Below are 23224 nucleotides of genomic sequence, written 5' to 3'. Positions count from 1 at the left end.
AAATAACAAACCATGAAAAAGATCAGAATGGGCCTTATGGCCATCGCAGCCCTTTCGGGCGTAGGCAGTGCATTTGCTTTCAGCCCTAAACCACTGGCTACAACTTATTATGCCAGGCAAACTGCGGGCAACGGTTTCCACTGGACCAAGACAGTACCCAACCCGAGCACTGCTCAATGTTTAACCGCGACAGATCGTGTTTGTGTGATCTCCACCAATGTGGCACCGACCGACAACCAGATCCCTGCGGGTCACACGCCTACAAACCAAGTGTATATTACACTTTAACAAACAAGGCCACCTGCCGGCACCCGGCAGATGGCCTTTTATCTTAAAGATACCGTTCTATTATACCTGACAAGGCGCGTTCATCCAATTCAGGCCTCGGACAAAGCCTCCCCTCCTTATCGATCATGATGATGGTCGGACAACCATGAACATCATATTCTTTGATGACCTGGTGCTGATCGCCCCTGCCCTCCGTATAGAGTTTTACAGCCAGCGGCGAAGTATATTTGTTAGTTTTTAATGTTGCCAGCCATTTCTCCCGTAAACGGTCAAGCGAAATCGATATAAACACGACGGGCTGGTTCTCATATTTTTTCTCAAGCGCGTAAAGTCTGGGTGCCAGCCCCTCACAGGCACCGCATCCCGTAAACCAGAAATCCAGGATGACCAGTTTACCCCGGAAGTCGCTTAATTTTACCGGCTTATTATTTTCGTCCATCAACACAAAATCCGGCGCTTTTGCGCCAATTGTATTCATAGCCCTTATTTTCCCGAGCACCGCCCGGAACTCCGGGTCGTTTATATATAAAAGTGAATCATCAATATCTGTCACGGAAATACGCCGGCTGTTCCTATTCATGATAAAAAGCTCAGTAACCAGTTGTTCCCTTATTTTGCCTTTGAAATTCCGGGATTCATACAAATAACAGTCATGCAGGTTGAACTTTTTGCGGGCGAGTATGCAGGAATCGACCAGGTATCGTTGATAGATAAGTTCTGCTGAAAAACTGGTGGTAGGTTCACCCAGTTCATCCATAGGAACAAGCGAGGGGTAATTATTGAAAGGCCTGCCATAATTCTTTAATGCGGATATATAGTGCTCCTGAATGTCTGAAGATTTATTCAGGCGTGCGAAAGTCATATAACCTAATTTAGACAAAGTGGACTTCGCTTCGATATTATTTTTTAGCAGGGCATAAGCAGCATTGCCGACCTTCTCTTTCCTGCTTTCCAGGTAATCAAGGCAGATGGCCGCACAGGAATCGATCCGGTTGAAAGAAGCAGGTAGTGCGTCCGGTGAATAAACTACCGGGAATTGCTGCAGGTATGCCGTCGACAAGTTTTGCATATGGAGCTGTACTTCAAACCTTGCTGATGACAAGCCGCTGAATACAGTTTTACCCTTAAGAATCAGGAAGTTCAGGTCATCCCCCGGAAAAACCAGGAGCGAATTTAAATTAAATTGCCAGGCCTTGTAAAACCGAACCTCTATGAACCGGGGTTTATCTGAGTCGGGAATTTCCAGACTAAATGCCTGATTTCGGGCAAGGACGGTAAAGGTAGTTTTGATTTCATTTAACCTTTCGGCATAAGGATAAATAGTAACACTAACCGAGTCGCCACTATTCAAAAATTCCGCTTTGCCACGGATCTTAACGAGGCGTTCTGCTGCATGTAGTTGAACGCAGGTAAGTGCGCACAACATTAAACAAAATATTTTTTTCATCATATTCTTAATTAGCTATTCATCTTGGGTTTTGGGTCAGGCCGCCCAATTGGATTTCGATATCCGGAATTGGAAACGCATATTTCGGATCATTTGGTGGCAGCGAATAATTTGCGCCACTGACCGTCCGCTGCAGCGTGACGGCGAACCGGCTTTCCTGGTTCAGACGGCGCAGGTCAGTCCAGCGAAGCCCGCGCAGCAATAATTCCTTTTGCCGCTCCTTCAGCACTTGTTTCAGCGCGTCATCAGCCCCGGACGCAGTATATGGAACAAAAGTCCCTGTTTTCCACCTCGTTGTAAGGAGCGTATTTAACGAAGCCATTGCCCCTGCTCCATCCCCGGCCCTCGCCTGGCATTCGGCTTTAATAAGGTATATTTCATCCACAGCAAGCCCATCATATTTCAGGCCTTTAAAATCATAAGAACCTACAAAGCGCGGGTATTGTGGTAGTCCATCGAGTATGGTAAAAAATTTGGTTTTGCGAAGATCATTTACAGCATAACTGTTATACAGGTCCGGGCCGATATAGCTGTCCCTGCGAACACTGTAAACAATGTGCCCTACCATATTGGAATGGTAAATATCCTCGGTAAGGTAGTTATTATCAATGGCCGTTGTCGTCGGTTTATTCAGCGTGTTATAATCGGTCAGCGTAGAAAACTGCGACAGGCAGGCGTTCGCGTAAGTCAGCGCGGCATTATAATCGCCCATGCCAAGATAGATCCGGGCGAGCAGGGCGTTTACGGCCGGCTGTGAGGGAGCCGTCTTATAAACCGGGGTAATGGGTAAAGCAGGAAGGGACTCTTTCAGGTCAGCTATCACTTTTGTGTAACAGTCCGCGATACTCGATCTTCCCGGATGGGTATTGAGATCGGAGCTCAGCCGCAGTGGTATGCCCGTTTGACTGCCAGCCTGAGCTTTGTCATAAGGTGGCGCGAAAGTTTGCAAAAGGCCGTAAAAAGCCCATGCCCGGTAAAATAAAGCGCTGGCCCTGACCTGATCGTAGGATGCTTTTTCACTCACCGATGTCGTGATACCCGGCAGGGCATCGAGCACCACATTTGCGTAATACACCATCTGATAGGGTGAATTCCAGTCTGAGGACTGGGTGGTTGTGGCATCAAACACGTCTTTTGCCCAGATAAAGGAATTACGGTCAGTTGCCGACAAAGTTGGGAATATAGCGTCCTGGATCAGGAAATCGTCCGAAGCGATCTCACCGAGCCCGGGGTCGGGCTGGCTGTTAAAAATATCCTCGTTCTGTAACAGACCTTTGAGGTCCGCCAGGGTAGCCGGCGTTTTGAGTGCCTGATTGGGTTTGGTGTTTAAGAAATCGTCCTGTTTCTTACAACTGTTGAGTGTCAGGCCCATGATGCATACGATGCACCCGAACAAGGGGCCGGTGATTTTTTTTCTCATGGTTAAAATCTGGAGTTAATGCCAATGGATAAAGTTCGCGGAAGCGGATAGGTGCCGGAAGCCAGGTCAGGATCAAGGTGGTCCTTATTGGCGCGCCAAAGAATACCCACATTGTTCAGGTAGCTAAACACCTCCAGCCTTTTGAAAACGGGATTATTGCCGCTGAACGGTTTGAAGGCATAAGTAAGGCGGATGTCCTGCAGCCGGATATGGTCGCCCTTGTCAACGAGGGCCTGCGAATATTGGTAAAAGGTCGAGCGGTCCGTATTCGCCGGTGGCATTAATATGGACGGAACGGTAGTATGCGCTTCATCTCCCGGGTTCTGCCAGCGATTTTCATAATCCTTGTTTACAATACCGTAGGTGATCTGGTCATAAGATAAGCCAGTGGACGACCTGCGGAAATAATAGTTAAGCTTAAAAATTATATTGGCGGAAAAAGTCCAGTTTCTATAAGTAAAAGTGTTCCGGAAGGAGCCGAAGGTGGTCGGCCTCGATGGCCCGTTATAATAAAGGTCCGCTATACCGGTCCTGGAAAGTATGCTTTTGTAATCCGTACTCAACTGCCCGTCAAGATACCCCTGCGGGTCACCGGTATCATGGGTCAGCGGGCCTGATTTGAAACTGTAGATGCCATAAATCGGCTGACCGACAAAAGGTGTGATCGTTCCCCCATTCCCGCTGCCTGAAGCAAGGTAGGTCAGCGTCGATGCGGGATCGTCATAAACCGTCACTTTATCGATCACATAGCTGATCAGGAGGTTACTTATCCACTTAAAATCCTCATGGTAAATATTTCGCGAGTTGACCACAAGATCAAAACCGTGCCCGGACGTATTGGCGGTATTTCCAAAAAATGTGGTAAAACCTGCCGATGGCGACAGCGGCGAACTACCGAAAAGGTCGATGCCGTGCTTGGTATAGTACTCAAAACTACCCGAAAGCACGTTATTTTTCAGGCTGTAGTCGATCCCGAAATTGGCGATCCGTACTTTTTCCCAGCGAAGCTCCGGGTTACCGGGGCTGTTGATGATATTATAGGGAACACCCGAATAATAAGCGTTGCTTTGCTGTTCCAGGGTCGTGATCGCGGAAGCGCTTTTATTGACGTTGGCATTATACCCATAAGTCGCCCGTATTTTCAGGTAGGGTAACCAGGGAAGGTGATAAAAATCCTCCTTGCTGATATCCCATGCAAGGCCGGTTGAATATAATGGTACTGATTTGTGGTTCGTCGCTACGCCAAACAGGTTCGAGCGGTCGATCCTCCCGCTGATAGAAAAAGTATAACGATCAAGGTAGGTATAAGCGGCATTGCCGAAATAGGATACATAATGATCGGTAAACTTTTCAAAGCCGAGGGTCGTCGGGATCTGCAAAGCACCGCTTTCCGGGTTCCTGTTGAAGTAGCTGGCGTAATCGATCTGCGCAAAGCTCGTCCGTGTATCTTTGTCATAACCGTATACTGTCCCGCTGCTACTTTCCGTGATCGCAGAGCTTACCTCGCTGCCGACAATGGCGCTCACACGGTGCCCGCTGGCTACCTCACGATCAAAACTGATCTGCCCCCGCACGCGATGAGAAGTCAAAATGCCATCCGATTGCTGGAGAATGCCTCCTTTGGGTACGGGATACGTAAACGTACCATCCCCGTTCGGTTGCGCATACCCGTTGATCAGGTCGCGCGTATAAAAAGTTGCCGGACTATAATAATTATCCGCATTGCTGGTCTGTTTTTCGAACTGGTATTTGACAGAAATATCCAGGCCGGGGATCAAGCGGTATTGCGCGCCCACGTTAATGCGGTTCTCTGTGGATGAACCAGTATTATCCGCGTTCCTGAGCTCGTCCAGCGGACGGTAAAGCCAGTCGAGGTAGCCTTGCTGCTGCGCATCTTTGGCAAACTCATAGTTTAAACCGCGAACAATAGGTAAGGGATTGTCGTTTCCGTCGGCAAAAGATTCATAAGGAAAGGTAAAATTAACATACCGGCCCCCCGCGGTAGTATTGGAGGCAGTACTGTTGCTGGCTGAATTCGTCTGGATATAATTGACTGTTGCAGAAAGCTGCAGGTTCTTTACCGGGTAGAAATTATAGTTCGCGTTCAGCGTAATCCGGTTGTTATTATTGCCCGTAAGCGTTGCGGTGTTATGATCCTCGCCTGCAGAAAAATAATAATCGCTTTTATCGCTGCCCCCGCGAAAGTTCAGGCTGTATTGCTGTAAAAAACCGCGCCTGTAGAAATATTTTTCCAGCTGACTGCGGGTATCCTGTTTCCTCAGGGCATCGATCTGCGCTTCAGCCTCTGAAGCCGATAAACTTCCGTCCCTTTGAGAAGCCAGGATATTAACGACAGGTGAAGTGACCTGGAGCGGGTCGCCGATCTGACCGTCATAAAATCCGGTTTTAAATAAGCGCTGCTCGATATCGATGTAGTCGGATGAGTTCAGGAAGGAAGGACTGTAATAGAGGTCAGGTTTCGCAGTGGCTGTAACGTTAGCATTAAACTCGACCGCGAGTTTTTCATTGCGCTTTCCTTTTTTGGTGGTCAGCACGATCACGCCGTTCCCGGATTTTACGCCCCAGATACTTGCGGCTGCCGCATCTTTCAGTATCGTGATGTTTTCGATATCGTTTGGATTGATATTACTCATATCGCCGTCAAAAGGGAACCCGTCCAGTACGATCAAAGGCTGGCTGTTGGAAAAAAGGGTATTGGTCCCCCTGATGCTGATATCACTGATGCCCCTTGACGATGCGGTCGTGTTCCGGTTAAACAATAAACCCGGGACAACGCCTTCCAGCCTGCTGACGATATCGCTGCCGGTACGGCGGTTGAGCAGCTCATTATTCAGCTGTGCGAACGAGCCTGTCGCCCGCTCTTTTGGAATATTCTGGTAGCCTGTCGATACTACACTGACCTCTGTAATCGCTGCTGTCGCGGGGTGGAGTATGATTTTTTGATATGGAATTCCGGTGACAACGGTGAAGGAATAGGGATTGAACCCGATGAAGGAGATGGTCACCTGGTCCCCGGCCTCTGCGGTAACCGAGAACCTTCCGGCTTCATCGGTGTAATAATAATCCTCCCGACCAGCGATGCGGATCGTTGCCGAGTTGAGCGGTTTGCCGGAGGTATCAGCAACCTCCCCGGTAACATTGACCGGCGCCTTCGGTGCTGTGACAGGCTTCACAGGGGGAGCAGGGTTCTTCCTGCTGACGATAACCATTTTTTCCTGCAGTTCATAAGCAAGCGGCTGTTCATCAAATATTTTTTTGAGGACCAGGCTCAGTTCTTCCTGCTGAACAGTGATGGTAACCGGCCTGGCATAGCTGATCACACCTTCCGGCAGCACGAAGTCATAGCCGGTCTGTTTGCTTATCTTTTCGATTACAGAAAGCAGCGTACTGTTCTTTTCTGACAGAGTGACTCTCTGCAACAGCGGCCTTGCACTGACCTGCATGTTCAGGATCACCATTAAAATGGCCGCAAGCCGGAAGGCTTTCAGGACCAGGGAGGTACGGCGGTTTGACCGTACCAGTTTTTCTTTATAAAAACTGTACATTCGTTGTTGGAGTTGGAGAGCGTTGCGGCCGTTCATTTTCGAGATGGCCCGGCAGCACCGCTGTTCGTTAATAGTTAAAACTTTTTAAGGAGCCCAGCTTAAGCCAGGTTACCGGGTGGGACCGGTTCCCTGGCTTTTAACTAACTGATTCTTATTTATTAGGAATTACTTCATTACGGTCACCCTCCTTCCTTCTACTTTGAAATGCACGGTTTTCGTAGCCTCGAGGGCATTCAGCACTTTGCTGATATTTTTGGAGCGGGAGATCCTACCGTTTAATTTCTCGGTGGGTATGGAGCCATCGAAACGAACGTCGATGTCATACCAGCGCGCGAGCTCCCGCATCACCTGTTCAATAGGGGTATTGTCAAACCTGAAATATCCGTTCTTCCATGCCACGACCTGTTCAATGTTGACGCTGGTAAGTTTAAGGCCTCCACCACGCAATATTGATTGATTACCCGGAAAGAGTTTTTGTGTTAGCCTTTTATCCGCGGCACTTACGGTGACCAGGCCTTCCAGCAACGTCGTCCTGACAACGTCCTCATCAGGAAAGGCGTTGATATCAAAATGAGTCCCCAATACTTTTACTTCCTGTCCCCCGCTCTTAACAATAAAAGGGTGGCGCTTATCCTTGGCCACTTCGAAATAAGCCTCACCGGCCAGGGTAACTATCCTGTCGGATTGTCCCCGAAAATGCGATGGGTAGGTCAGTGAAGACGAATTATTCAGCCAGACCCGGGTTCCATCCGGCAGGCTAAGTTGCCATATACCGCCTACAGGGGTAGTAATGGTGTTCTCACCCGCCGGCCCTTTCGCTTCCGGCACGGCACCATCATCATAAACGAGCTGCCCGGCCCGGCTTTTCAGCACACGCGTCCCCTGCTGGACGGCTACGCGGCCGTTTGCGGTATGGGTAAGATCGATCTTCTGTCCGTTCGAGAGGGTCAGCACGGCCCGGTTTCCTCCCGGCGGGATATCATGCGTTACATGCTGAACCACCAGGTCAGGTTTATGAAAAACCACCTCGAGGATCAGCGAAACCATAATGATGGCGATTTCCGCGGCAGCAAGCAGGATGCCCGTCGGAAATTTGTTGCCGCCATTTCCCGGTAACTTTCGGAATATTTCCTCCTGGATCGCGCGGATCCTTTCCTCCGGTATTTTGCCCCCGCCTTCCCCCAGCTCCAGGTACCAGGCTTCCAGCATCGCCTTCTCTTTTTCAGTGGCCTTACCTTTCAGGTATTGCTCAGAGCGCCTTTTGATTTCTTCTTTTTCCATGTCCTTACCCGGAATTATCCGGTTTTAAAGACAAGACAGTTGAGAAGCCCTGAACAGGAAGATTTATTTTCATTTTTTAGGGGTTCATAATTTACCCGTTGACTTACAGCATTAATTACCATTAAAACACGTGCATGCTTTAAAAATCACACATACAACAATACAGCCCAAACAACTATAAACCCAATAATTACATGTATTACAAGAAACAATAAAGTTATATTTGATCAAAATTTGCGGCAAACAAACAATCATTTTTGTCATTTTTATTAGAAATTATGTGACAAATGAATATTGGTCAACTTTGAATATGCGAAAAATCATGGGGGCTAAGCATAGAAGGATTGAAGGCTTCACGAAACTTTATAAATGAGGTGATCTTATCGTGCTTTAGGATTTTTGCGGAAAAGGCGGTGAAGTTGCCATCAGCAAAGCTCGCCCCGCCTGGCGGCCGAGGCAACTTTTCGCATAGTTGGATATGGATTATATATCCTGCCCATCCTAGATCCGTTATTCGGCGTTGCTGACATTAGCGGATGAATTTGTAACCGATGACAAATATAACATTTAAATAAAACCAGCAGGCGCGCGGCATTGCACAGAACCGGGCAAACTACCCAGGTTCCCGCCAAAGGGTTTATTAAAAGATGCGAGTTAAACCAGATTGGCTTATGACGCTGGCAAATAGTATTGGAGAAATAGATGAGATTGCTATTTTTTTGTTATGATCTCCTCCATAGCGCCGATTATAAAATATTGCCGCTCCTGTTCTGCATAGTCTAAATGGGCACTGACCCATTCGTCGATGTATTTGTTATCCAATAGTTCCTTAAAAGTTTGAACGATATAATCTTTTATCGGACCGGTTAACTGTCGCAGTTCATCCCAAATAGCAGATCGGTTGTTTAATAAATAAACAATGTCTTCAAAATCGGTACTCATGCGGCCGTCATCGTTACCACGGTCTTTAAAGGCTTCCAATTTAGTAGCCAGAAAATAAGCCGCGCTAAATATTCTGATGGCATATCCGTCAAATTCATAAATAGTCGCGTTAGCAAAGCCGTCCGGATACCATCGGTTCGCGAAACCAAGGACATTATCCGAAGTGGGCATTACATCGACCACGATACCTTTTACTTTATAGCGGCAGATTACACCGGATTCCCAATCATTAACAAATCCTTTTCCTCTCAACTTTTCTTCCACCCCGGAATAGCCGTTATAACTCGCCAGTTCGATAAGAATGTCAATATCGTCAGTAGGGCGCACTTCTTGCGTTGCGCGGTCAGCGTATAGTGAAACAGTTGCACCACCAACAAATGCTACTTGGGTTGCGATTTCCTCCAAGGCGTCATAAACTACTTTAATCCGTACCAGGTTATCGTGATGGCTCATAATATAGCTTTTTTAAGTTCTTCCAATGCCAATCTGATTTCTCTTACTTTTCCAACCCGTAGTATATCTATGCTTGCTAATAGTTTATATAATTGTTCATCATGCTGTATGGCCTTTACTACACCTTTATGCAATGGTTCAATGGCTTGCCCGCGAACATTACCGTCTGGTGAAGGCCAAACATATGGTAATTCACTCGAAAAATGTTGCTTATAAAAGGGATGAGCATGCGCGGTTGCAATACCGTTTACAATGGCACCGGGAACCTGCGGAAAAACATAATGCATCCCATATTGGATAAACTCCATTAACGCCAACCGCTTTACTTTGCGTTTCCCGGCATCAATCAATCCTGCGACAACGCTACGGTTAAGCGATTCAGAGATTTCCGAGATGCTGATATAGAGCAGATTTGAAAGGTCGCGGTATTGCCAGGGCAGGTCACCCATGGCGATGACTTTCAGCAACACCTCAATATCCAGCGGGCGCATACCATTATGAGTTCTCATATGGCAAATATAATGAAACTGTTCTTTGTTTGCAAATCGCGAACAAAGAACAGGAGTCAGTTAGTCAGCCTGCAGGCGAACTCTAAACGTGGCAATCCAATCAATATTTTATAATTTCGCATCATGTCAGAACGATTAGCAGCACATTTCGAAAACCGCACCTATTATTTCATGCTAGAATCACAAAAGGAAAATGAAGTTAAGATCAGTATGTACGGAACGCTTTATACCTTCCTGAAATCGGCCGACAGGTGGATGAACAACAGTCAATGCTATGGAAATGAGAGCAAGCCTGGTTGGGGCGGTCATGCTGGCCCTCGGAATCGTTTGATCTGCAAAGAGGCTTTAAAAGAGCAAATATTCTAATCTATATCACAGGAATTCCAGGAATAAATATTTGAGTTGACATTCCCTGCTCAGATTTCGTGATTTTTAGGAAATAATTAAAAACCAAATAGATATTTTACAATTAATTCATTAATTTTATCCATTCGATAACGGTTTAATAATCTATATTTGTATATACTCCACAAGCATATTTAATACCCCTATAGGCCCTATGTCTACCTTAGCCCGTCCCCCGATGGGCTTTTGTATTTTTTCAATTATAATTGAAACATTATCGATAAAAAATATATATTTACCTCAAAGTTATTTTAATAGGGGTATTAAATAACTAACATTAAGGCCACGCTTTGAATAGGGCGTGGCTATTTTTTTGCTTTAAGCCTCCTTTTCACTTTGACGAATCCGAAAATTGGTCACAGAAACTAACCAAAGCAATAACAAAATACATTACAAACAGCGTAACCGCTTAAAAACAAAGAAACAATTTCAGCAAAAAACGAAGTAAACAACGGCCGCCTGTGTTGCAAAGCGAACGGAGAGCAACGTAGGGAGCGGCAGCAAATCAGGCATCCGCTCTTGCCGGGGCAGCCTTGTTGGAGGAAGGACAACGGGGCTGCCCCGGCGCGATTTTTTTAAACCGGCTCATATACCGACATAGCAACCGGTAAATCTTTTAGATGATGTTCAATCATTCCTTTTACCCGCCCCCAATCCAAACCACCGTTCCCGCAGCCAAGTGCAGGCAAAGCAAGTGTAGCAACCGGGTTTGCATTCAGGTGACCGACAAGTGTTTCCAGCCCGGATTCCACATAATCATACCGGGATGGCTTACGCCAATCCGTCTTCGTCGGAAAGTTAATAATGAGTTTCGGGCCATAAAAGAGATTGAAATCGCTGACGATAAAAAGTTTTCCCGGTCGTACCTCTCCCGCAGCGCAGGCAGCCCGGTACAATTTGTAATTGACCGGGAAGGCCTGTCGGAAGGCAAGGGCGAGCCCCTTGCCCATAACGCCGACGCAATTCACTGTGTTGACCAAAACTTCGGCATTGTCGGCCAAAAGGTCTCCCCTTGTATAATTGATCATATTTTGCTTTGTTCATCTGCTCCCCGTTCAGATTGCTCCGCTATTATTATTAATTTCAGGTAAATATCTTCCCAATACACCTGTTGCGGATGGTTATAATCCGTGTTCGCTGACCCGCTCAACTGATAATGTCGGTAATCATCAGCCTGCATAATGGCGAGGCTAAGGTCGGTGACCTCGATCTCTATCCCGTTTAAGTCTGTAATTTTCATGACAAAAATTTTAGTTTATCCGGAGTGGCTGTGTCCGGTAGTCTTTGAGGTTATGAAAGAACCCTCTGTTGAAGAGGATGCCGTCACGGAACATTTTTTTCAGGATTTCGGTTCCCTGATAGGCGAGTGAGGCGTTGATGTACAAATCCTGTTCCTCCAGTGCCGATGCGGTTGAACAATTATGTCCCCTGTCTTTGGCCTCCCCTGCTTTCAGCAGGTCGGGAAACTCATCTGTTATCATCCTGAGCGTAGCGCGGGTATCAAACTTTTTTGATTTAGGCTGTTTGATTTCTCCTACAGTTGAAAGAATGACCTGTCCCGAATCCCGGCTGTTCCCGAAATCAAGCCAGTATTTCGGGCAATCCCTTTGATAGGCCGAAGATTTCCGGGTTAGGGTAAGTATCCCTGCAACGTCAAATCTGGCATCTACAGCATCAACCGTGGTCACGGTGATGGTCGCCATGGACATTGCTGGCATTGCTTTCAGGGTTTCAAAGTTATATTTTTCCGGGATTGCTTTCCAGTTCAGGCCGAATGCACGATTAATGCGGTTGATCAGCACGACCGCTTTGTGAAGCCCCACCTCCGCATCGGTGAACAGCATTCGCAGCCTGTTTTTCTGCTCGATGATATCATCATCAAACAACCGGACGTTGAGGCCGGGATGGCCTAATTGGTTCAGCATAAAGTTCAGCCTCATCAAGGCACTCAATACGTGGCTCCCGGTTCCCCCTGCCCCGATCAGGTTGACTGAAACCGGGTTGGCAGGTTGCAGCAATTCATTATCGACAAAGTGAGCTACTGTTTTCAAGGTATTGACCTTCTTTTTCATGCGATGATGTCTGCTAAAATTTTACCGGATTTGATTAATTGCGCTTCGGGGAAAGGGCTTTTGTTGCTGACCTGTTCCTGCCAAAGCTGAACGATGTTCTTCCCGCAGTTGCTGCCCCCTTCGATCGTATGGCTGAAGTAGCTGTTAAAGAAATAGCTTTCCCAAAGGGCGATGAAATCGTCCAGGCAGGTATCAGCGTCGATTGCAAGTTTAACGGTCCCCATACAAACTTTGCCATCCGCATACATGTTGAAGTAAGGCGCATGGAACAGCGGGCTATTCAGCGAGGGCTTTCTGTTGCCCTTCAACGCAAAAACGCTGAGCGTGTCCCGGCTGCCTTTCCAGAGCATTGCGGGTACTTTGGCAGCACCAGAGGGTATTCCGAGGTCATCCTTAAAAAACAGCTGCCTTTCCACGGGCGGTGTATGCCATACTGCAAAGCCGTGTTTTGCCGTGTTGAGGTAAAGCAGGTTTACCGGCAAGATCCCCCTGCATTTCAAAAAACTGTTCTGTCCCGCTTCCTGGGAGCGCAGGATTTCGCCAAATTTCCCACTTTCCTTTGCGGACAAAGGATGCGCATTGATAGGTTTCCCGTTCCTGCCGATGTCGTAGCTTTCGACGTAAATCTCTTCGTTGCCGTTGGTGTACGTTTCGCCTGATTTACTGCGAAGGTAGATAAGCAATGCTTTAACCGGCACAAAGGTATCGCTGATATTATTGGTGATGTTCGTTAACATAATCGTATTGGTATAAAAAGTTATTGAATTCAATGAGTAGGGGGAACAGGCGGCCTTCATAATCAAAGTCGAATTGCTGCTCCTTTTGAGGGCTGTCAAACCATTGGAGTGCTATGGGTTCAACCTGTTCGCTGCACTCCTGCAATTCGTTGTTGACGTAGTCAAAAAACTGATCGTTCAGGCTTTCCGATCCGCTCCAGTAAAAGCCGAGATAATGCCCTATTTCAATCGCTCCCTCTTCCTGCCATTCGTAAAATTCTTTGGGTATACTGCTGTAAATGGAACGTTTGGGATAATCAGCCATTAATTTTTCAAATTCCATGGCCAGTTCATACGCAGGTGCAGCATAACATTCACTTTCCCGGAACCGATCAGCAGACTCATCAAATGCCCTTTTGCTGAACGGCAGTTTCAGCTTCTGCAGTAAACTGTCCCCGAATGTTTTCATCCCGGCGATTTCAGCAATAAGTTCATCATAACATTCCCCGTCATTATCGTTCAGCATCCAATCTTCCAGGGTGTCATATACGGAGCCTATGTAAGAATACTTATCCCGGTAAAATTCCGCGCCGGATACCCGGTACAGGTAATGACAGATAAACACCAATAATTCATAAAGCGGTTTAAGGCCGGGGCAATCCCCTATCCTTGCTAAAGCATGGACAGGGATATAATAAAGGGCATGGCCGGTGTCATAACGTTTTGCGGTTGCCAAAGTTGCTACGTGCCGGTCGTCCTGCATGATGTAGCAGGGGGGAGCATTTAATAACTCCAAAGCCTTAGAAATTACGGCATGGGCTTTATGCAAGTTTTCGGGGAAAGGTAATCCGGTAACATCAGGATTAGGGATACCGTACATTTCGCAGATATTATGAACCGACCTGAAAAATTCCGCCTCAGCTTCCCGAAAGTTCTTCAAATTATAACCGGTAAATGGTGCAAAGATATGTTTCAAAAAGCCATGTCCGACAGCGCCTGCGGTGCACATCCCGGCGTGTTGGCCTGAACCGCTGCGGCATCTGGAACCCTGTCGAGTTTGCTGATAAAATTTTCGAATGACTGGTAAAGTTTCCATTGTTTGCCCTTTTTGTTAATACTGATTTTGCGTTTGATCCTGTTTTCTTCCATGGTTAGCCTTTTGTTCCTAATGTGCTTTCAAAGCGGTACTGAATTTTGTCCTGTTTGATTTCCGGTCCTGTCAACCTCGCGTTAGTCAGGATGGGGTAAGTTCCGGCATAAAAGTCCATTACTCCTTCGGGGCTGAACGCCGGGTTCGGATCGGTCAGGGGTATTTCCTGACCATTTTCCTTGTGAATGAATATCCTTGGTAAAATATTTGTCGTTAACATGATTCGTATTTTTTATGGAAATAATAGATTGGCTTTTTGCTGCTGTTTGCGTTCAAGTTCAGCCTTGCGCTTATTGATCTCCGTTTCTTTGTCCGGGTATTCATCAACGGCAGGCAATTCGGCCAATGCTTCTTCATATTTACAAAGGCTGTCGAGTTCGATGACCCTGCGCAAAGCCGCTGTATAAGCTTTGCGTTTTTCTTCGGTTGCTGCGGGATTGGGAAGTTCTACGCCATCTTTCGCTCCGTCCGGCTTAACCTTGTTTTTTGATTTGGCATCTTGCACCATCCGGCTTTGCTCTTTGGTTTTTGACAGGGCTTTCAGGTATTCCTTCATGTTGCTGAGCAGGCCGTAAGTTTCCCGAACCGGTTTTTCGATCTCCGCAAAGTATCCCTCGTCGAAGTCGGCAGCAGTTCCGGTCGAAACAAAGGGAATGATATGTTTCCCGGCATTGTCACCGGATGCGCCGACCGTGAAGTGCGTGGATACCGTAAATTGCCCCTTGTCATCGTTTTGGATAACGATTTGCCATCTGCCGGGGCAGGATATGGCGTCGATATGGCTAAAAAAATCAGTTTTCATTTTTCGTTGATTTGATGTTTCAATAATCCGCTCCCGGCTCATAGCCTATCAGGATGCGGTCGATGAGTTTCTGCCAAAAGTCTTTGCTGTCCTCGTTTTCAGCGGTTAAAAGGTAACGTTGCCTGATCTGACTGGCAATGTGTTCTGCGGTTTCCTTGTCCTCTATGCGCCATCGTTCGTCACTATAGGGGCAACGGTAGATCAACAGGAGATAGAAATTGCCATCCATCAACACCGGTTTTTGCTGAACGATCTCAATATCAACCAGTTTCAAGACATTATTAGGGTTAAGCATCCTAAGTTGCCTCATTAATCCCGGCTGCGTATGGGATTCGACTATGTATTTACCCAAAACCGGTGGAAAGTCTTCTGTCGCGAAGTTGAGGCCCCGTTCGATGGTTATTAATAGCCCTCGTTCATAATCGTTCTTACCTAACTTGCCCAGCGTTTTGATATCCTCATCAGGGAACGGAAATCGAAAGCGCAGGCCTGTCCCCGGCATTGCGTAAACCTGCGGATCGGCATTACCTTCTATCAGCATCAACTGGCCCTCCCGGAGGGCTTCTATATACCTGCCGTAATCGGTATAATACATATCTTCGCATGTTCCGATTTTGATCGTATGTCCATTGTATTTTACATATTCTCCCATGGTTCTTAATTTTAAAATGGTAAATTCTTATCAACGCTCCCTTCATTTCCTGTCCCGGCAGCTTTTGTTTTTGCCTTTGTGAATTTTTCTGTTTAAGCTTTTCCCTCCTTCTTCGCTTCTGCTTTTTGCGAAGTGCCGAAAAGGTGCACATCTTTCACCGTGCAGGTGAAGTAGGGTTTGGGTTTGTTTTCACTGTCAAGCCGGCCTTGGCCTCTACCCGCCCGAATATTCCGACGACCGAGCCTTTAGCAAGACAGGCAGTGAGATCTTGGCCCACCCAATAAGAGCACCCCGCGAAAGTGGTAATGATCTTTTAAGCGCCTTCACTGTCCTTAAAACGTTCATTGATGGTAACAAGCCGGTAACTTTTCGTTTTCCTCCTACCTCCCTGACTGCCGCATCTGCGGTTATACATCCTGTAAATAGCATATCGATTCGGTTTATTTAATAATTCATCGGGTTTAATGAGACTGATTACCCACCTGCAAAGCGGATGACGGATGGGCGACATACCTTTGAAGTTGTCGCAGCCGTTTGATTTGCCTTTGAGGCAGGTCCGGAGTTTCCAGGTTATCGTCGATTTCTTTGATCGTACGACCGACAGCCTCTGGCAAAAGGATACCACTGGAACCGAAGGTGTACAACCAGCTCCAAACTCCGGAATGCCAGTCAAGGGCAATGTTTCTTGCTTTTTCCAATGAAATAACCCTTTGGTTTTCGCCCTTCGGTTTGGATGCATCGACGACCACCCGGAGTTTTGCTGTCGAATGTTGCGGAGCGTGTTTTTTGTTAGATGACATACGCATTTGATTTATGGAATACCCTGTTTTGAAAGGTCATTCGGCGGAACCTCATTTGGCCTTTGATAGAGGCAATACACTTGCGGGTAGGGCTGGCGGGCCAAGGCTGCCGCAAAAAAATACGACCCGGAGCGCAGCGGAGGTGTGGAGATTTTTTTAGCGGCACAGAGCCTGGCCTTGACCGCCGAAGAGGTGTAGATTTGCCTCAGCAAAGGCTAAATGAAGCTCATTAAACAAAAAATGCCATTGAATAGAGGAAGAGGGCGGGGAATTTCCAAAAAAAACAAATCGCGAAGAACCTTAAGGCAACTCAGGAAGGTTTAAATCAGGACTGCCTGCCGGTTTTAGTACCGGCCGCAGCACCCGGAGGGCCTGGTCATGATTTAAACCTTCAACCCACTACCAAAAATTACAGGGAGAGGCGAAGTGCCTGAAAGCAATCCATAAACAAAAAGCAGGCTATTCACATCCAAAAATCATTTCATCATTGATTATCAACAATCTATGCGTTTAAGTGCCGATAAAATTACATTATCAACTTCGTTACCCCATGTTGTCCAATACTTATTTTAACAGTGTGGCTACACCCATAGCATCGACTTTACAGCATGTGCAAGTTATGATCTTCCCAGCTAGTATAGAATGCATGATTTGGATCACAGCACTGATCAGTTACCCGCAGTTATGGCGACAGCTATAATGAATTTACTTTATAAGAACCTGATAACCGGTAATAACTTTTAAACCTGGTAAGCTATTATTATTTTGCCAAATCGACTACACATCCGGCACTTTCGGCTACAAAACTACCAGCCCGTTCGTTGAACTTTGCTTCAAATGAAAAACTATGAAAAGTGGAATTAAAGATAAAGTGATCGTAATAACCGGTGCCAGCAGCGGTATTGGTAAAGCGGCAGCAGAATTGTTAGCCGCTCAAGGCGCGAAGGTGGTTCTGGGTGCTCGGAGAGCGGAACGTCTGAGAACGGTCGTTAAAACTATTGAGCAGAATGGCGGCGAGGCTGCATATTTGGAAATCGATGTGACCCGCCGGGAAGATGTCGCTAAATTGACAGCATTAGCCGTCGAGCGATTTGGCAAGCTTGATGTCTTGATCAATAATGCCGGTATCAGCCAGTTATACAAGATGGAAGAACTGGATGTGGAAGGCTGGGAACAAATGATCGATGTCAATCTGAAAGGCACCTTGTATGGGATCGCCGCAGCGCTGCCTGTTTTCAAGGAGCAAGGTTCCGGACACTTCATCAATGTGATCTCTACAGCAGGTATTTCAATCGTTCCAACTATGGGCGTTTATGCTGGCACTAAGAACGCAGTGCGTACCATCGGCGAAGCATTACGCCAGGAATCGCAGGGCCGCTGGCGGGTGACTGGTATCTCACCGGGCTATGTGGCGACAGAATTTGCAAGCAACATCAGGAACGAGGCAATAAGGAACACCATTCAGCAGAATGCCGATCAAATGGCCATCCCAGCTGATGCTATTGCCAGAGCCATTGCTTACGCGATCGAGCAACCGGATAATGTAGATGTCGGTGATATGGTGATCCGCCCGTCCGTTCAGGCTTAAACACTATATTTATACCAATCAAAGAAATACGCATAGTTAAAATTGCAATGGACAAGCCGTTAAAGTTCCATAATATCACTGATCTGATGCGCAGGCTGAAATTGGATCCACCTGCGCATCCGATGATGACGCTCGTCAATTACGACGAGGTAAAGATAGACCTGCGTGATGCCGGCAGTTGGTTCATGCTGGACTTTTACAAGATTTCCTTTAAAAAGAATTTTAACGGCAGCGTTAAATACGGGCCGGGTACCTATGACTTTAAAGAAGGAGGTCTGGCTTTTTTAACGCCGGGGCAAGTGGTTCAAATGAGTCCTGATCCCGCGGACTATCAGGGCTATGTCCTCTATTTCCATCCCGCGTTATTGGCCGGTCATCCGCTGGCACAACACGTTCATCAATATGGCTTCTTTGATTACGCCGTATCCGAGGCGTTGTTCCTGTCCGAGAAAGAAAAACAGACCATACAGATACTTTTCCAGGCCATAGCGATAGAACTGGATAATCATATCGACCAGTTCAGCGAGAATGTGCTGGTATCGCAATTGGAGCTATTACTCAACCATAGTAACCGTTTTTATAACCGGCAGTTCCTGACCCGTAAGCACATGCACCATGACCTGATCAGCCGGATGAACATTTGGCTGAATGAGCGTTTTGAGGGTGCTGATATGGTTATAAACGGTTTGCCTTCGCCGCAGGACATCGCAACCCATTTGAATGTATCACAGCGCTACCTTTCAGATATGCTTAAAACACTCACCGGTAAAACCACACAGCAGCATATTCATCTGGCACTGATCGAGAAAGCGAAAGTACTACTGAACCAGACGACCCTGACCACGGCAGAGATCGCTTACCATTTAGGTTTTGAGCATCCGCAATCGTTCAATAAATTGTTCAAGCAGCGCACCAGTGTTTCACCTGTACAGTTTCGGCGTGATCAGTTGAACCTGAATTGATCATATTTCTTTGCCGGGTGTAGATCAAAGATCTTTTTCCTTGCGCATCATGCTCAGAAAAGCGGGAGTTATACCCAGGTAGCTGGCAATATGCTTTTGGGATATCCGCTGTTCCAGACCGGGGTAATGTCTGCGGAATTCACGATACCGCAGCTCTGCCGTTTTTGACAGGTTGGAAGTTACACGTCTTTGGAACATATCAAATCCGTTCTGGGTAAGTATCCGGAAGAAACGCTCAAATTTTGGTACCCGGTCAAACAGCCGTTCCAGATCAGGTAAGGTGAAATAATATAGCTGAGAATCTTCCAGCGCCTGGATGGTATTGGTGGCAGCCTTCGCCTTGAAAAAACTTACGATATCGCAGGCCCACCAATTCTCCGGGTAAAAACAAAGATTATGTTCCTGACCATCCTTATCCGTGTGGAACATGCGCAGACAGCCTTCATTGACAAAATAGATATGCCGGTCGATATCGCCTGCCTGCACCAGTACACTGCGTTTAGCAACGGTCTTTTCCTGTAACAAGGCAAGCACCTGCGCCTGTTCTTCAGGTGCAAGTGCGATATGCAAAGCAAAGTTGGACAAGATCAGTTCTGACATTATACAATGATAACTGTTAAAAGTCAATTTTGCGGGTCATGATCAGTTTCAGTTCGGCAGTTCCGGCTTCGCGAAGTGGGTTTGCGATCTGGTGATAAATATCGCTTTGCGCGATGGTGATGAACGCTTCGGCAGTGGGATATTCCACCACTACGATCTCGTCCCATTGCTCGTTCTCTTCAGCAACAATATTTGCAACCACCTCGCTCACGAGTTTTACGCTTACACCCTCAATACCCAGCTGCTGCACTACCTGGTTAAAGGCCGGTATGTACTGTTCAAAGTAGATCTTTTTGTCCCTGAACCTGATCATGTTCAGCATAAGCACGGGCCCTAGGCCCGGCTCAATATCCGGTATCGCTATTTTAGTTTCCTGTTCCATTCCACAAAGATCGCTGGCCTATGCTGGAAAAAAGTTCAGGTAGTTGAAGAGTTTAAACAAATACCACCCGATTGTTTTTTTGTCAAATCGTTTAATCGCGTATGTTTTCAATGTTATTTAATGTTCACCCAAAGTTCTTCTACGTTAAAACTGATGTGCGACACTTCAGTTTTGCCGGGCAGGCTAATAGCTGTTTTGCTGCCGTCTTTAATGATCCTGGTATGCCTTAGCACTTCCTCAAGGTTAGTTTTATCATTCTTCGTCCACTTGCCAAAGCCATAATCAAATACTTTTTTCTTTTCTATCCTTAAACCATTCAAAGAGTCAGCAAATGCAATTTGATATGTGCTGCTGTAGGAGCTATCCATCAGGAGAGTGATTGTGTGGCCTGTCTTGTTAGTGATACACACCGTTTTCCTGGCGCTGCAGGATGCAAGCATAGCCATAACGATCAATAAAGCGCTACTTAATTTCATTTTGCATTGTTTTTTAATTCTGATATCAAAAATTGAGGATCTGAAAAAGCACTATACTTCAGAGAGCAGCTTAAATTTTAAATATTAAAATTCTACATTAGCCAGCTCTTCCGATAATTTCCATAGTTTTAAAGAAGCATTTACATCTTCTGCTTGTGCAGGTATTTTCGCGATTGCTGGAAATCCCCTGGTCTCCATCATTTTGTTTGGTCCGTAATACATTCCTCCTTTAGCCTCCGGCGAAGTGGCAGCATATAATGTCGGCAAGGCTCCCTGTGCAGGTGGCTGAAATAAAAACGGAAGCAGCGTCCTCGAAATTCCTGCGACGCTCCATCGTCCCGCACCCGTGATCAGTAAATTGGTCCGGGATACACCCGGATGAGAAGCGATACTCGTTATTCCCCAACCGTGTTTTTCACTTTGCCGCTGGAGCTCTAACGCGAACATCAGGTTCGCAAGTTTTGACTGACCGTATGCTTTCATCGGAATATAAGCAGAGCTTGATTGAAGGTCGTCAAAATTGATCCTTCCTTCACGGTTGGCCACACTCGAAGCGGTCACCACACGTGCACCTGGTGATTTGCGTAGTAATGGCAGCAATTGTGCGGTTAATGCAAAGTGACCGATATGGTTAGTGCCGAACTGCAACTCAAAGCCATCGGCAGTTTCCATTCGTTTTGGTGGTGTCATTACACCGGCATTATTGATCAGAAGATCGATAGCTTGCCCCTTTGAAATCATTCTTGAAGCAAAGGCTTTGATCGAGGACAGGTCTGCAAGATCTATTTTTTCAAAACTCAATTTTGCCTTCGGGTTGATGCGGTGGATCTTAGCAATTGACTCTGCTCCTTTTTGAGCGTTACGCCCCATCATGATCACATTCCACCCCGATGATGATAAAGCCAGTGCATCTTCATATCCTACACCTTCTGTGCTACCGGTAATAACTGCTAAGCCACTATTGCTTTTTGGAATCTGAGATATTGTCCAATTTTTGTTTCTGTTTTGCATTTTACTTGTTTTTATACTTGCAAAGTTCAGGCGCCGCTGGTAAGCAGATGTATCCAAAAGTCACAATGTTGTAGTAGAAAGGCTGTTATAGTTTTTCCGGATCTGCCTGTAACTGATATCAATAAATTTAAATGGCTTTAAAGTCAAAACAAGCAAAACACCTAATATCTGCCGAAGCACAGGATTTCGGATTAGCAGCTTTCTGATAAAGCACGAAGGTTTCTAATTAAAGGAAGCCCTGAACTCCAATGGCGACAGTTTGGTCTTACTTTTGAATAATTTACTGAATGACTGGGAATGTTCAAAGCCTAAACTGTATGCTATCTCGCTTACTGATAGGTCAGTAGTGGAAAGCTTCTCTTTAGCTTTCTCGATCAGCTTTTCGTGAATGATCTGTTGTGTGGTCTGACCAGTAAGTTGTTTCAGCAGACTGCTCAGGTATTTGGATGAGATATTTAATGCATCAGCAAGGTATTGTACCGAAGGCAATCCCTTTGAAAGCAAAGCTTCATCATTGATGTAAACGGTCAATAATTCCTCCAACCGGTCCAGTATCTTACTGTTCGTGATCTTCCGGGTAATGAACTGGCGCTGATAAAAACGCTCAGCATAGTTCAGCAATGTTTCCAAATTCGAAATAATAATATCCTGACTGAATTTATCGATGTTGGAATGATACTCATTTCTGATGTTCTTGATGATGTCGTTAATGACCGTTTCTTCTTTGTCAGAAAGGAACAACGCTTCATTGGTCGCGTAACCGAAGTATTCGTATTTTTTGATCTTGGCTGCAAGCGACGTGTTCCAGAGAAAGTCTGGGTGAATGAACAGCATCCAGCCTTCCAGAGCCGGCGGTACACCATTATCCTCACCGCGCAATACTTGGCCCGGGGACATGAACCCCATCAAGCCTTCATCAAAGTCATATTTCTGCTGCCCGTAAAAAAGATTGTCGCAGCCCCGTTTCATGGATATTACATACAAGTCGAATATAACGGCATCGATGTCATGGTCATTTTTAAACCCTTTCAGGTCAACAATGCTGATCAGCGGATGGTGAGGCTTGGGCAGCCCCATTAAACGGTGGATCTCTGTTATCGAACTTATTCTATAAGGTGCAGCCTTGGACATGTTGCAATTTAGTTAATTTTTAAAGGGATATTTTAGCCAGATCATGATCAGCGGCATCGCTAAGAACGGGATCTCGATCAGGGCGATCCGGTAATTCCCCGCACGTAACGCCAATCCCATGATCATGACGATAGACATGGCATTCAGCATGTTCCCCAGAAAGAATGTTTTGGGGATCAGCAAAAGTATACCGATCACCACCGTTAGAAATACTAAGACCGGAACGGCCGACTTATTTATACCCAGGCTGGTCATCATGGTCAGCGATGCCGGGTTGGTCCGATAATGCGCCGTATCCCACGCGTGTTTAAAGCTGATGGATACAGATACGATCAGCAAGAGTAATGAAATGCTATTTTTTATCATGATCATTTCAGGATATATGTATTGATGATGTAACCCATTATTGATGCCAGCGGTATACCGATCATGGCACTTGTCAGGGCCCTTTTTGCCTTGTTAGGACTTTGCTTCCTGTGTTTAAAGTACAGGAAAAAGCCTACAGGCGGCATAGTATTAGAAACCACAAACCAAAACATCGACAAGCTGTCATTATGTGTATCTTTCATAT

The 23224-nt window shown here is 46.3% G+C and carries 27 protein-coding genes; 4 read left to right on the top strand and 23 right to left on the bottom strand.

Annotated elements, in window-relative coordinates:
* Nucleotides 1-12: 12 nt before the first annotated feature.
* Nucleotides 13-288, top strand: a complete 276-nt coding sequence (locus MTO98_RS07420) for a hypothetical protein (protein WP_243485971.1) — start codon at nt 13-15, stop codon at nt 286-288.
* 43 nt (nt 289-331) lie between these two features.
* Here the strand turns inward: MTO98_RS07420 and MTO98_RS07415 are convergent, their stop codons facing one another.
* From MTO98_RS07415 to MTO98_RS07390, 6 genes are all read right to left on the bottom strand, one after another.
* Complete coding sequence (locus MTO98_RS07415; protein WP_243485970.1) at nt 332-1738, bottom strand: TlpA disulfide reductase family protein; 1407 nt, start codon at nt 1736-1738, stop codon at nt 332-334.
* A 16-nt stretch (nt 1739-1754) separates the two neighbouring features.
* Nucleotides 1755-3155, bottom strand: a complete 1401-nt coding sequence (locus MTO98_RS07410) for a RagB/SusD family nutrient uptake outer membrane protein (RefSeq protein ID WP_243485969.1) — start codon at nt 3153-3155, stop codon at nt 1755-1757.
* A gap of 2 nt (nt 3156-3157) precedes the next feature.
* Nucleotides 3158-6721: a SusC/RagA family TonB-linked outer membrane protein gene (locus MTO98_RS07405; RefSeq protein ID WP_243485968.1), complete on the bottom strand. Its 3564-nt coding sequence runs from the start codon at nt 6719-6721 to the stop codon at nt 3158-3160.
* Nucleotides 6722-6886: 165 nt separating this feature from the next.
* A complete protein-coding gene (locus MTO98_RS07400) occupies nt 6887-8002 on the bottom strand; it encodes a FecR family protein (protein WP_243485967.1) in 1116 nt (371 codons plus the stop codon).
* A gap of 711 nt (nt 8003-8713) precedes the next feature.
* The gene (locus MTO98_RS07395) at nt 8714-9397 is read right to left on the bottom strand and encodes a hypothetical protein (RefSeq protein WP_243485966.1); all 684 of its coding nucleotides are present in this window, start codon (nt 9395-9397) and stop codon (nt 8714-8716) included.
* Nucleotides 9394-9906: a hypothetical protein gene (locus MTO98_RS07390; protein ID WP_243485965.1), complete on the bottom strand. Its 513-nt coding sequence runs from the start codon at nt 9904-9906 to the stop codon at nt 9394-9396. The genes MTO98_RS07395 and MTO98_RS07390 overlap by 4 nt, the downstream gene beginning before the upstream one ends.
* A gap of 123 nt (nt 9907-10029) precedes the next feature.
* On the opposite strand from MTO98_RS07390, the gene MTO98_RS07385 reads away from it, so the two are divergent.
* Nucleotides 10030-10272 carry a hypothetical protein gene (locus tag MTO98_RS07385; RefSeq protein WP_243485964.1) on the top strand — a complete coding sequence of 81 codons (243 nt, stop codon included), beginning with the start codon at nt 10030-10032 and terminating at the stop codon, nt 10270-10272.
* 614 nt (nt 10273-10886) lie between these two features.
* On the opposite strand, the gene MTO98_RS07380 is transcribed toward MTO98_RS07385, so the two are convergent.
* The 10 genes from MTO98_RS07380 to MTO98_RS07335 form a co-directional block, all read right to left on the bottom strand.
* The gene (locus tag MTO98_RS07380) at nt 10887-11339 is read right to left on the bottom strand and encodes a macro domain-containing protein (RefSeq protein WP_243485963.1); all 453 of its coding nucleotides are present in this window, start codon (nt 11337-11339) and stop codon (nt 10887-10889) included.
* On the bottom strand, nt 11336-11551 hold the full coding sequence (locus tag MTO98_RS07375) for a hypothetical protein (RefSeq protein WP_243485962.1): 216 nt from the start codon (nt 11549-11551) through the stop codon (nt 11336-11338). Before MTO98_RS07375 ends, MTO98_RS07380 begins: the two co-directional genes overlap by 4 nt.
* A 10-nt stretch (nt 11552-11561) precedes the next feature.
* Entirely contained in the window at nt 11562-12383 is an 822-nt protein-coding gene (locus tag MTO98_RS07370; RefSeq protein WP_243485961.1) for a PRTRC system ThiF family protein, read from the bottom strand.
* Nucleotides 12380-13120, bottom strand: coding sequence for a prokaryotic E2 ligase family D protein (locus MTO98_RS07365; RefSeq protein ID WP_243485960.1), 741 nt, complete (start codon nt 13118-13120; stop codon nt 12380-12382). The genes MTO98_RS07370 and MTO98_RS07365 overlap by 4 nt, the downstream gene beginning before the upstream one ends.
* Complete coding sequence (locus MTO98_RS07360; RefSeq protein ID WP_243485959.1) at nt 13098-14039, bottom strand: hypothetical protein; 942 nt, start codon at nt 14037-14039, stop codon at nt 13098-13100. Before MTO98_RS07360 ends, MTO98_RS07365 begins: the two co-directional genes overlap by 23 nt.
* 32 nt (nt 14040-14071) lie before the next feature.
* The gene (locus MTO98_RS07355; protein WP_243485958.1) at nt 14072-14248 is read right to left on the bottom strand and encodes a hypothetical protein; all 177 of its coding nucleotides are present in this window, start codon (nt 14246-14248) and stop codon (nt 14072-14074) included.
* 2 nt (nt 14249-14250) lie between these two features.
* Nucleotides 14251-14469, bottom strand: coding sequence for a PRTRC system protein C (locus MTO98_RS07350; protein WP_243485957.1), 219 nt, complete (start codon nt 14467-14469; stop codon nt 14251-14253).
* A 12-nt stretch (nt 14470-14481) separates the two neighbouring features.
* On the bottom strand, nt 14482-15051 hold the full coding sequence (locus MTO98_RS07345) for a hypothetical protein (RefSeq protein WP_243485956.1): 570 nt from the start codon (nt 15049-15051) through the stop codon (nt 14482-14484).
* A 19-nt stretch (nt 15052-15070) separates the two neighbouring features.
* Nucleotides 15071-15703, bottom strand: a complete 633-nt coding sequence (locus MTO98_RS07340; RefSeq protein WP_243485955.1) for a hypothetical protein — start codon at nt 15701-15703, stop codon at nt 15071-15073.
* Between the two features lie 461 nt (nt 15704-16164).
* The gene (locus MTO98_RS07335) at nt 16165-16503 is read right to left on the bottom strand and encodes a hypothetical protein (protein ID WP_243485954.1); all 339 of its coding nucleotides are present in this window, start codon (nt 16501-16503) and stop codon (nt 16165-16167) included.
* An 847-nt stretch (nt 16504-17350) separates the two neighbouring features.
* Here MTO98_RS07335 and MTO98_RS07330 point away from each other — a divergent pair.
* Together MTO98_RS07330 and MTO98_RS07325 are read left to right on the top strand one after the other, a co-directional pair.
* Entirely contained in the window at nt 17351-18091 is a 741-nt protein-coding gene (locus MTO98_RS07330; protein WP_243485953.1) for an SDR family oxidoreductase, read from the top strand.
* Nucleotides 18092-18138: 47 nt separating this feature from the next.
* Entirely contained in the window at nt 18139-19053 is a 915-nt protein-coding gene (locus tag MTO98_RS07325) for an AraC family transcriptional regulator (RefSeq protein ID WP_243485952.1), read from the top strand.
* A gap of 24 nt (nt 19054-19077) precedes the next feature.
* On the opposite strand, the gene MTO98_RS07320 is transcribed toward MTO98_RS07325, so the two are convergent.
* The 7 genes from MTO98_RS07320 to MTO98_RS07290 all read right to left on the bottom strand — a co-directional run bounded on the left by MTO98_RS07320 (nt 19078) and on the right by MTO98_RS07290 (nt 23222).
* Nucleotides 19078-19653 carry a Crp/Fnr family transcriptional regulator gene (locus tag MTO98_RS07320; RefSeq protein ID WP_243485951.1) on the bottom strand — a complete coding sequence of 192 codons (576 nt, stop codon included), beginning with the start codon at nt 19651-19653 and terminating at the stop codon, nt 19078-19080.
* Between the two features lie 16 nt (nt 19654-19669).
* Nucleotides 19670-20035, bottom strand: a complete 366-nt coding sequence (locus tag MTO98_RS07315; RefSeq protein ID WP_243485950.1) for a DUF1330 domain-containing protein — start codon at nt 20033-20035, stop codon at nt 19670-19672.
* 113 nt (nt 20036-20148) lie between these two features.
* The gene (locus MTO98_RS07310; RefSeq protein WP_243485949.1) at nt 20149-20511 is read right to left on the bottom strand and encodes a hypothetical protein; all 363 of its coding nucleotides are present in this window, start codon (nt 20509-20511) and stop codon (nt 20149-20151) included.
* 84 nt (nt 20512-20595) lie between these two features.
* Nucleotides 20596-21579, bottom strand: coding sequence for an SDR family oxidoreductase (locus MTO98_RS07305; protein WP_243485948.1), 984 nt, complete (start codon nt 21577-21579; stop codon nt 20596-20598).
* A gap of 165 nt (nt 21580-21744) precedes the next feature.
* The gene (locus MTO98_RS07300; protein ID WP_243485947.1) at nt 21745-22653 is read right to left on the bottom strand and encodes an AraC family transcriptional regulator; all 909 of its coding nucleotides are present in this window, start codon (nt 22651-22653) and stop codon (nt 21745-21747) included.
* Nucleotides 22654-22665: 12 nt separating this feature from the next.
* Nucleotides 22666-23025: a hypothetical protein gene (locus tag MTO98_RS07295; RefSeq protein WP_243485946.1), complete on the bottom strand. Its 360-nt coding sequence runs from the start codon at nt 23023-23025 to the stop codon at nt 22666-22668.
* Nucleotides 23022-23222, bottom strand: a complete 201-nt coding sequence (locus MTO98_RS07290; protein ID WP_243485945.1) for a hypothetical protein — start codon at nt 23220-23222, stop codon at nt 23022-23024. Before MTO98_RS07290 ends, MTO98_RS07295 begins: the two co-directional genes overlap by 4 nt.
* Between the last annotated feature and the right edge of the window lie 2 nt (nt 23223-23224).

The sequence above is a fragment of the Mucilaginibacter sp. SMC90 genome (genome assembly GCF_022811725.1).
Lineage (GTDB): Bacteria > Bacteroidota > Bacteroidia > Sphingobacteriales > Sphingobacteriaceae > Mucilaginibacter.
Note: the sequence above shows the minus strand (reverse complement) of the source record. Positions and strands in the feature narration are given on the sequence as shown.

Bases quoted from the DNA above. Each gene is read 5' to 3' on its own strand.
- MTO98_RS07365 (WP_243485960.1), bottom strand. From the start codon at position 13,120: ATGTTAACGAACATCACCAATAATATCAGCGATACCTTTGTGCCGGTT.
- MTO98_RS07400 (WP_243485967.1), bottom strand. From the start codon at position 8,002: ATGGAAAAAGAAGAAATCAAAAGGCGCTCTGAGCAATACCTGAAAGGT.
- MTO98_RS07390 (WP_243485965.1), bottom strand. From the start codon at position 9,906: ATGAGAACTCATAATGGTATGCGCCCGCTGGATATTGAGGTGTTGCTG.
- MTO98_RS07415 (WP_243485970.1), bottom strand. From the start codon at position 1,738: ATGATGAAAAAAATATTTTGTTTAATGTTGTGCGCACTTACCTGCGTT.
- MTO98_RS07330 (WP_243485953.1), top strand. From the start codon at position 17,351: ATGAAAAGTGGAATTAAAGATAAAGTGATCGTAATAACCGGTGCCAGC.
- MTO98_RS07355 (WP_243485958.1), bottom strand. From the start codon at position 14,248: ATGGAAGAAAACAGGATCAAACGCAAAATCAGTATTAACAAAAAGGGC.
- MTO98_RS07405 (WP_243485968.1), bottom strand. From the start codon at position 6,721: ATGTACAGTTTTTATAAAGAAAAACTGGTACGGTCAAACCGCCGTACC.
- MTO98_RS07410 (WP_243485969.1), bottom strand. From the start codon at position 3,155: ATGAGAAAAAAAATCACCGGCCCCTTGTTCGGGTGCATCGTATGCATC.
- MTO98_RS07370 (WP_243485961.1), bottom strand. From the start codon at position 12,383: ATGAAAAAGAAGGTCAATACCTTGAAAACAGTAGCTCACTTTGTCGAT.
- MTO98_RS07290 (WP_243485945.1), bottom strand. From the start codon at position 23,222: ATGAAAGATACACATAATGACAGCTTGTCGATGTTTTGGTTTGTGGTT.
- MTO98_RS07315 (WP_243485950.1), bottom strand. From the start codon at position 20,035: ATGGAACAGGAAACTAAAATAGCGATACCGGATATTGAGCCGGGCCTA.
- MTO98_RS07300 (WP_243485947.1), bottom strand. From the start codon at position 22,653: ATGTCCAAGGCTGCACCTTATAGAATAAGTTCGATAACAGAGATCCAC.
- MTO98_RS07350 (WP_243485957.1), bottom strand. From the start codon at position 14,469: ATGTTAACGACAAATATTTTACCAAGGATATTCATTCACAAGGAAAAT.
- MTO98_RS07395 (WP_243485966.1), bottom strand. From the start codon at position 9,397: ATGAGCCATCACGATAACCTGGTACGGATTAAAGTAGTTTATGACGCC.
- MTO98_RS07420 (WP_243485971.1), top strand. From the start codon at position 13: ATGAAAAAGATCAGAATGGGCCTTATGGCCATCGCAGCCCTTTCGGGC.
- MTO98_RS07345 (WP_243485956.1), bottom strand. From the start codon at position 15,051: ATGAAAACTGATTTTTTTAGCCATATCGACGCCATATCCTGCCCCGGC.
- MTO98_RS07295 (WP_243485946.1), bottom strand. From the start codon at position 23,025: ATGATCATGATAAAAAATAGCATTTCATTACTCTTGCTGATCGTATCT.
- MTO98_RS07375 (WP_243485962.1), bottom strand. From the start codon at position 11,551: ATGAAAATTACAGACTTAAACGGGATAGAGATCGAGGTCACCGACCTT.
- MTO98_RS07310 (WP_243485949.1), bottom strand. From the start codon at position 20,511: ATGAAATTAAGTAGCGCTTTATTGATCGTTATGGCTATGCTTGCATCC.
- MTO98_RS07340 (WP_243485955.1), bottom strand. From the start codon at position 15,703: ATGGGAGAATATGTAAAATACAATGGACATACGATCAAAATCGGAACA.
- MTO98_RS07380 (WP_243485963.1), bottom strand. From the start codon at position 11,339: ATGATCAATTATACAAGGGGAGACCTTTTGGCCGACAATGCCGAAGTT.
- MTO98_RS07335 (WP_243485954.1), bottom strand. From the start codon at position 16,503: ATGTCATCTAACAAAAAACACGCTCCGCAACATTCGACAGCAAAACTC.
- MTO98_RS07325 (WP_243485952.1), top strand. From the start codon at position 18,139: ATGGACAAGCCGTTAAAGTTCCATAATATCACTGATCTGATGCGCAGG.
- MTO98_RS07385 (WP_243485964.1), top strand. From the start codon at position 10,030: ATGTCAGAACGATTAGCAGCACATTTCGAAAACCGCACCTATTATTTC.
- MTO98_RS07320 (WP_243485951.1), bottom strand. From the start codon at position 19,653: ATGTCAGAACTGATCTTGTCCAACTTTGCTTTGCATATCGCACTTGCA.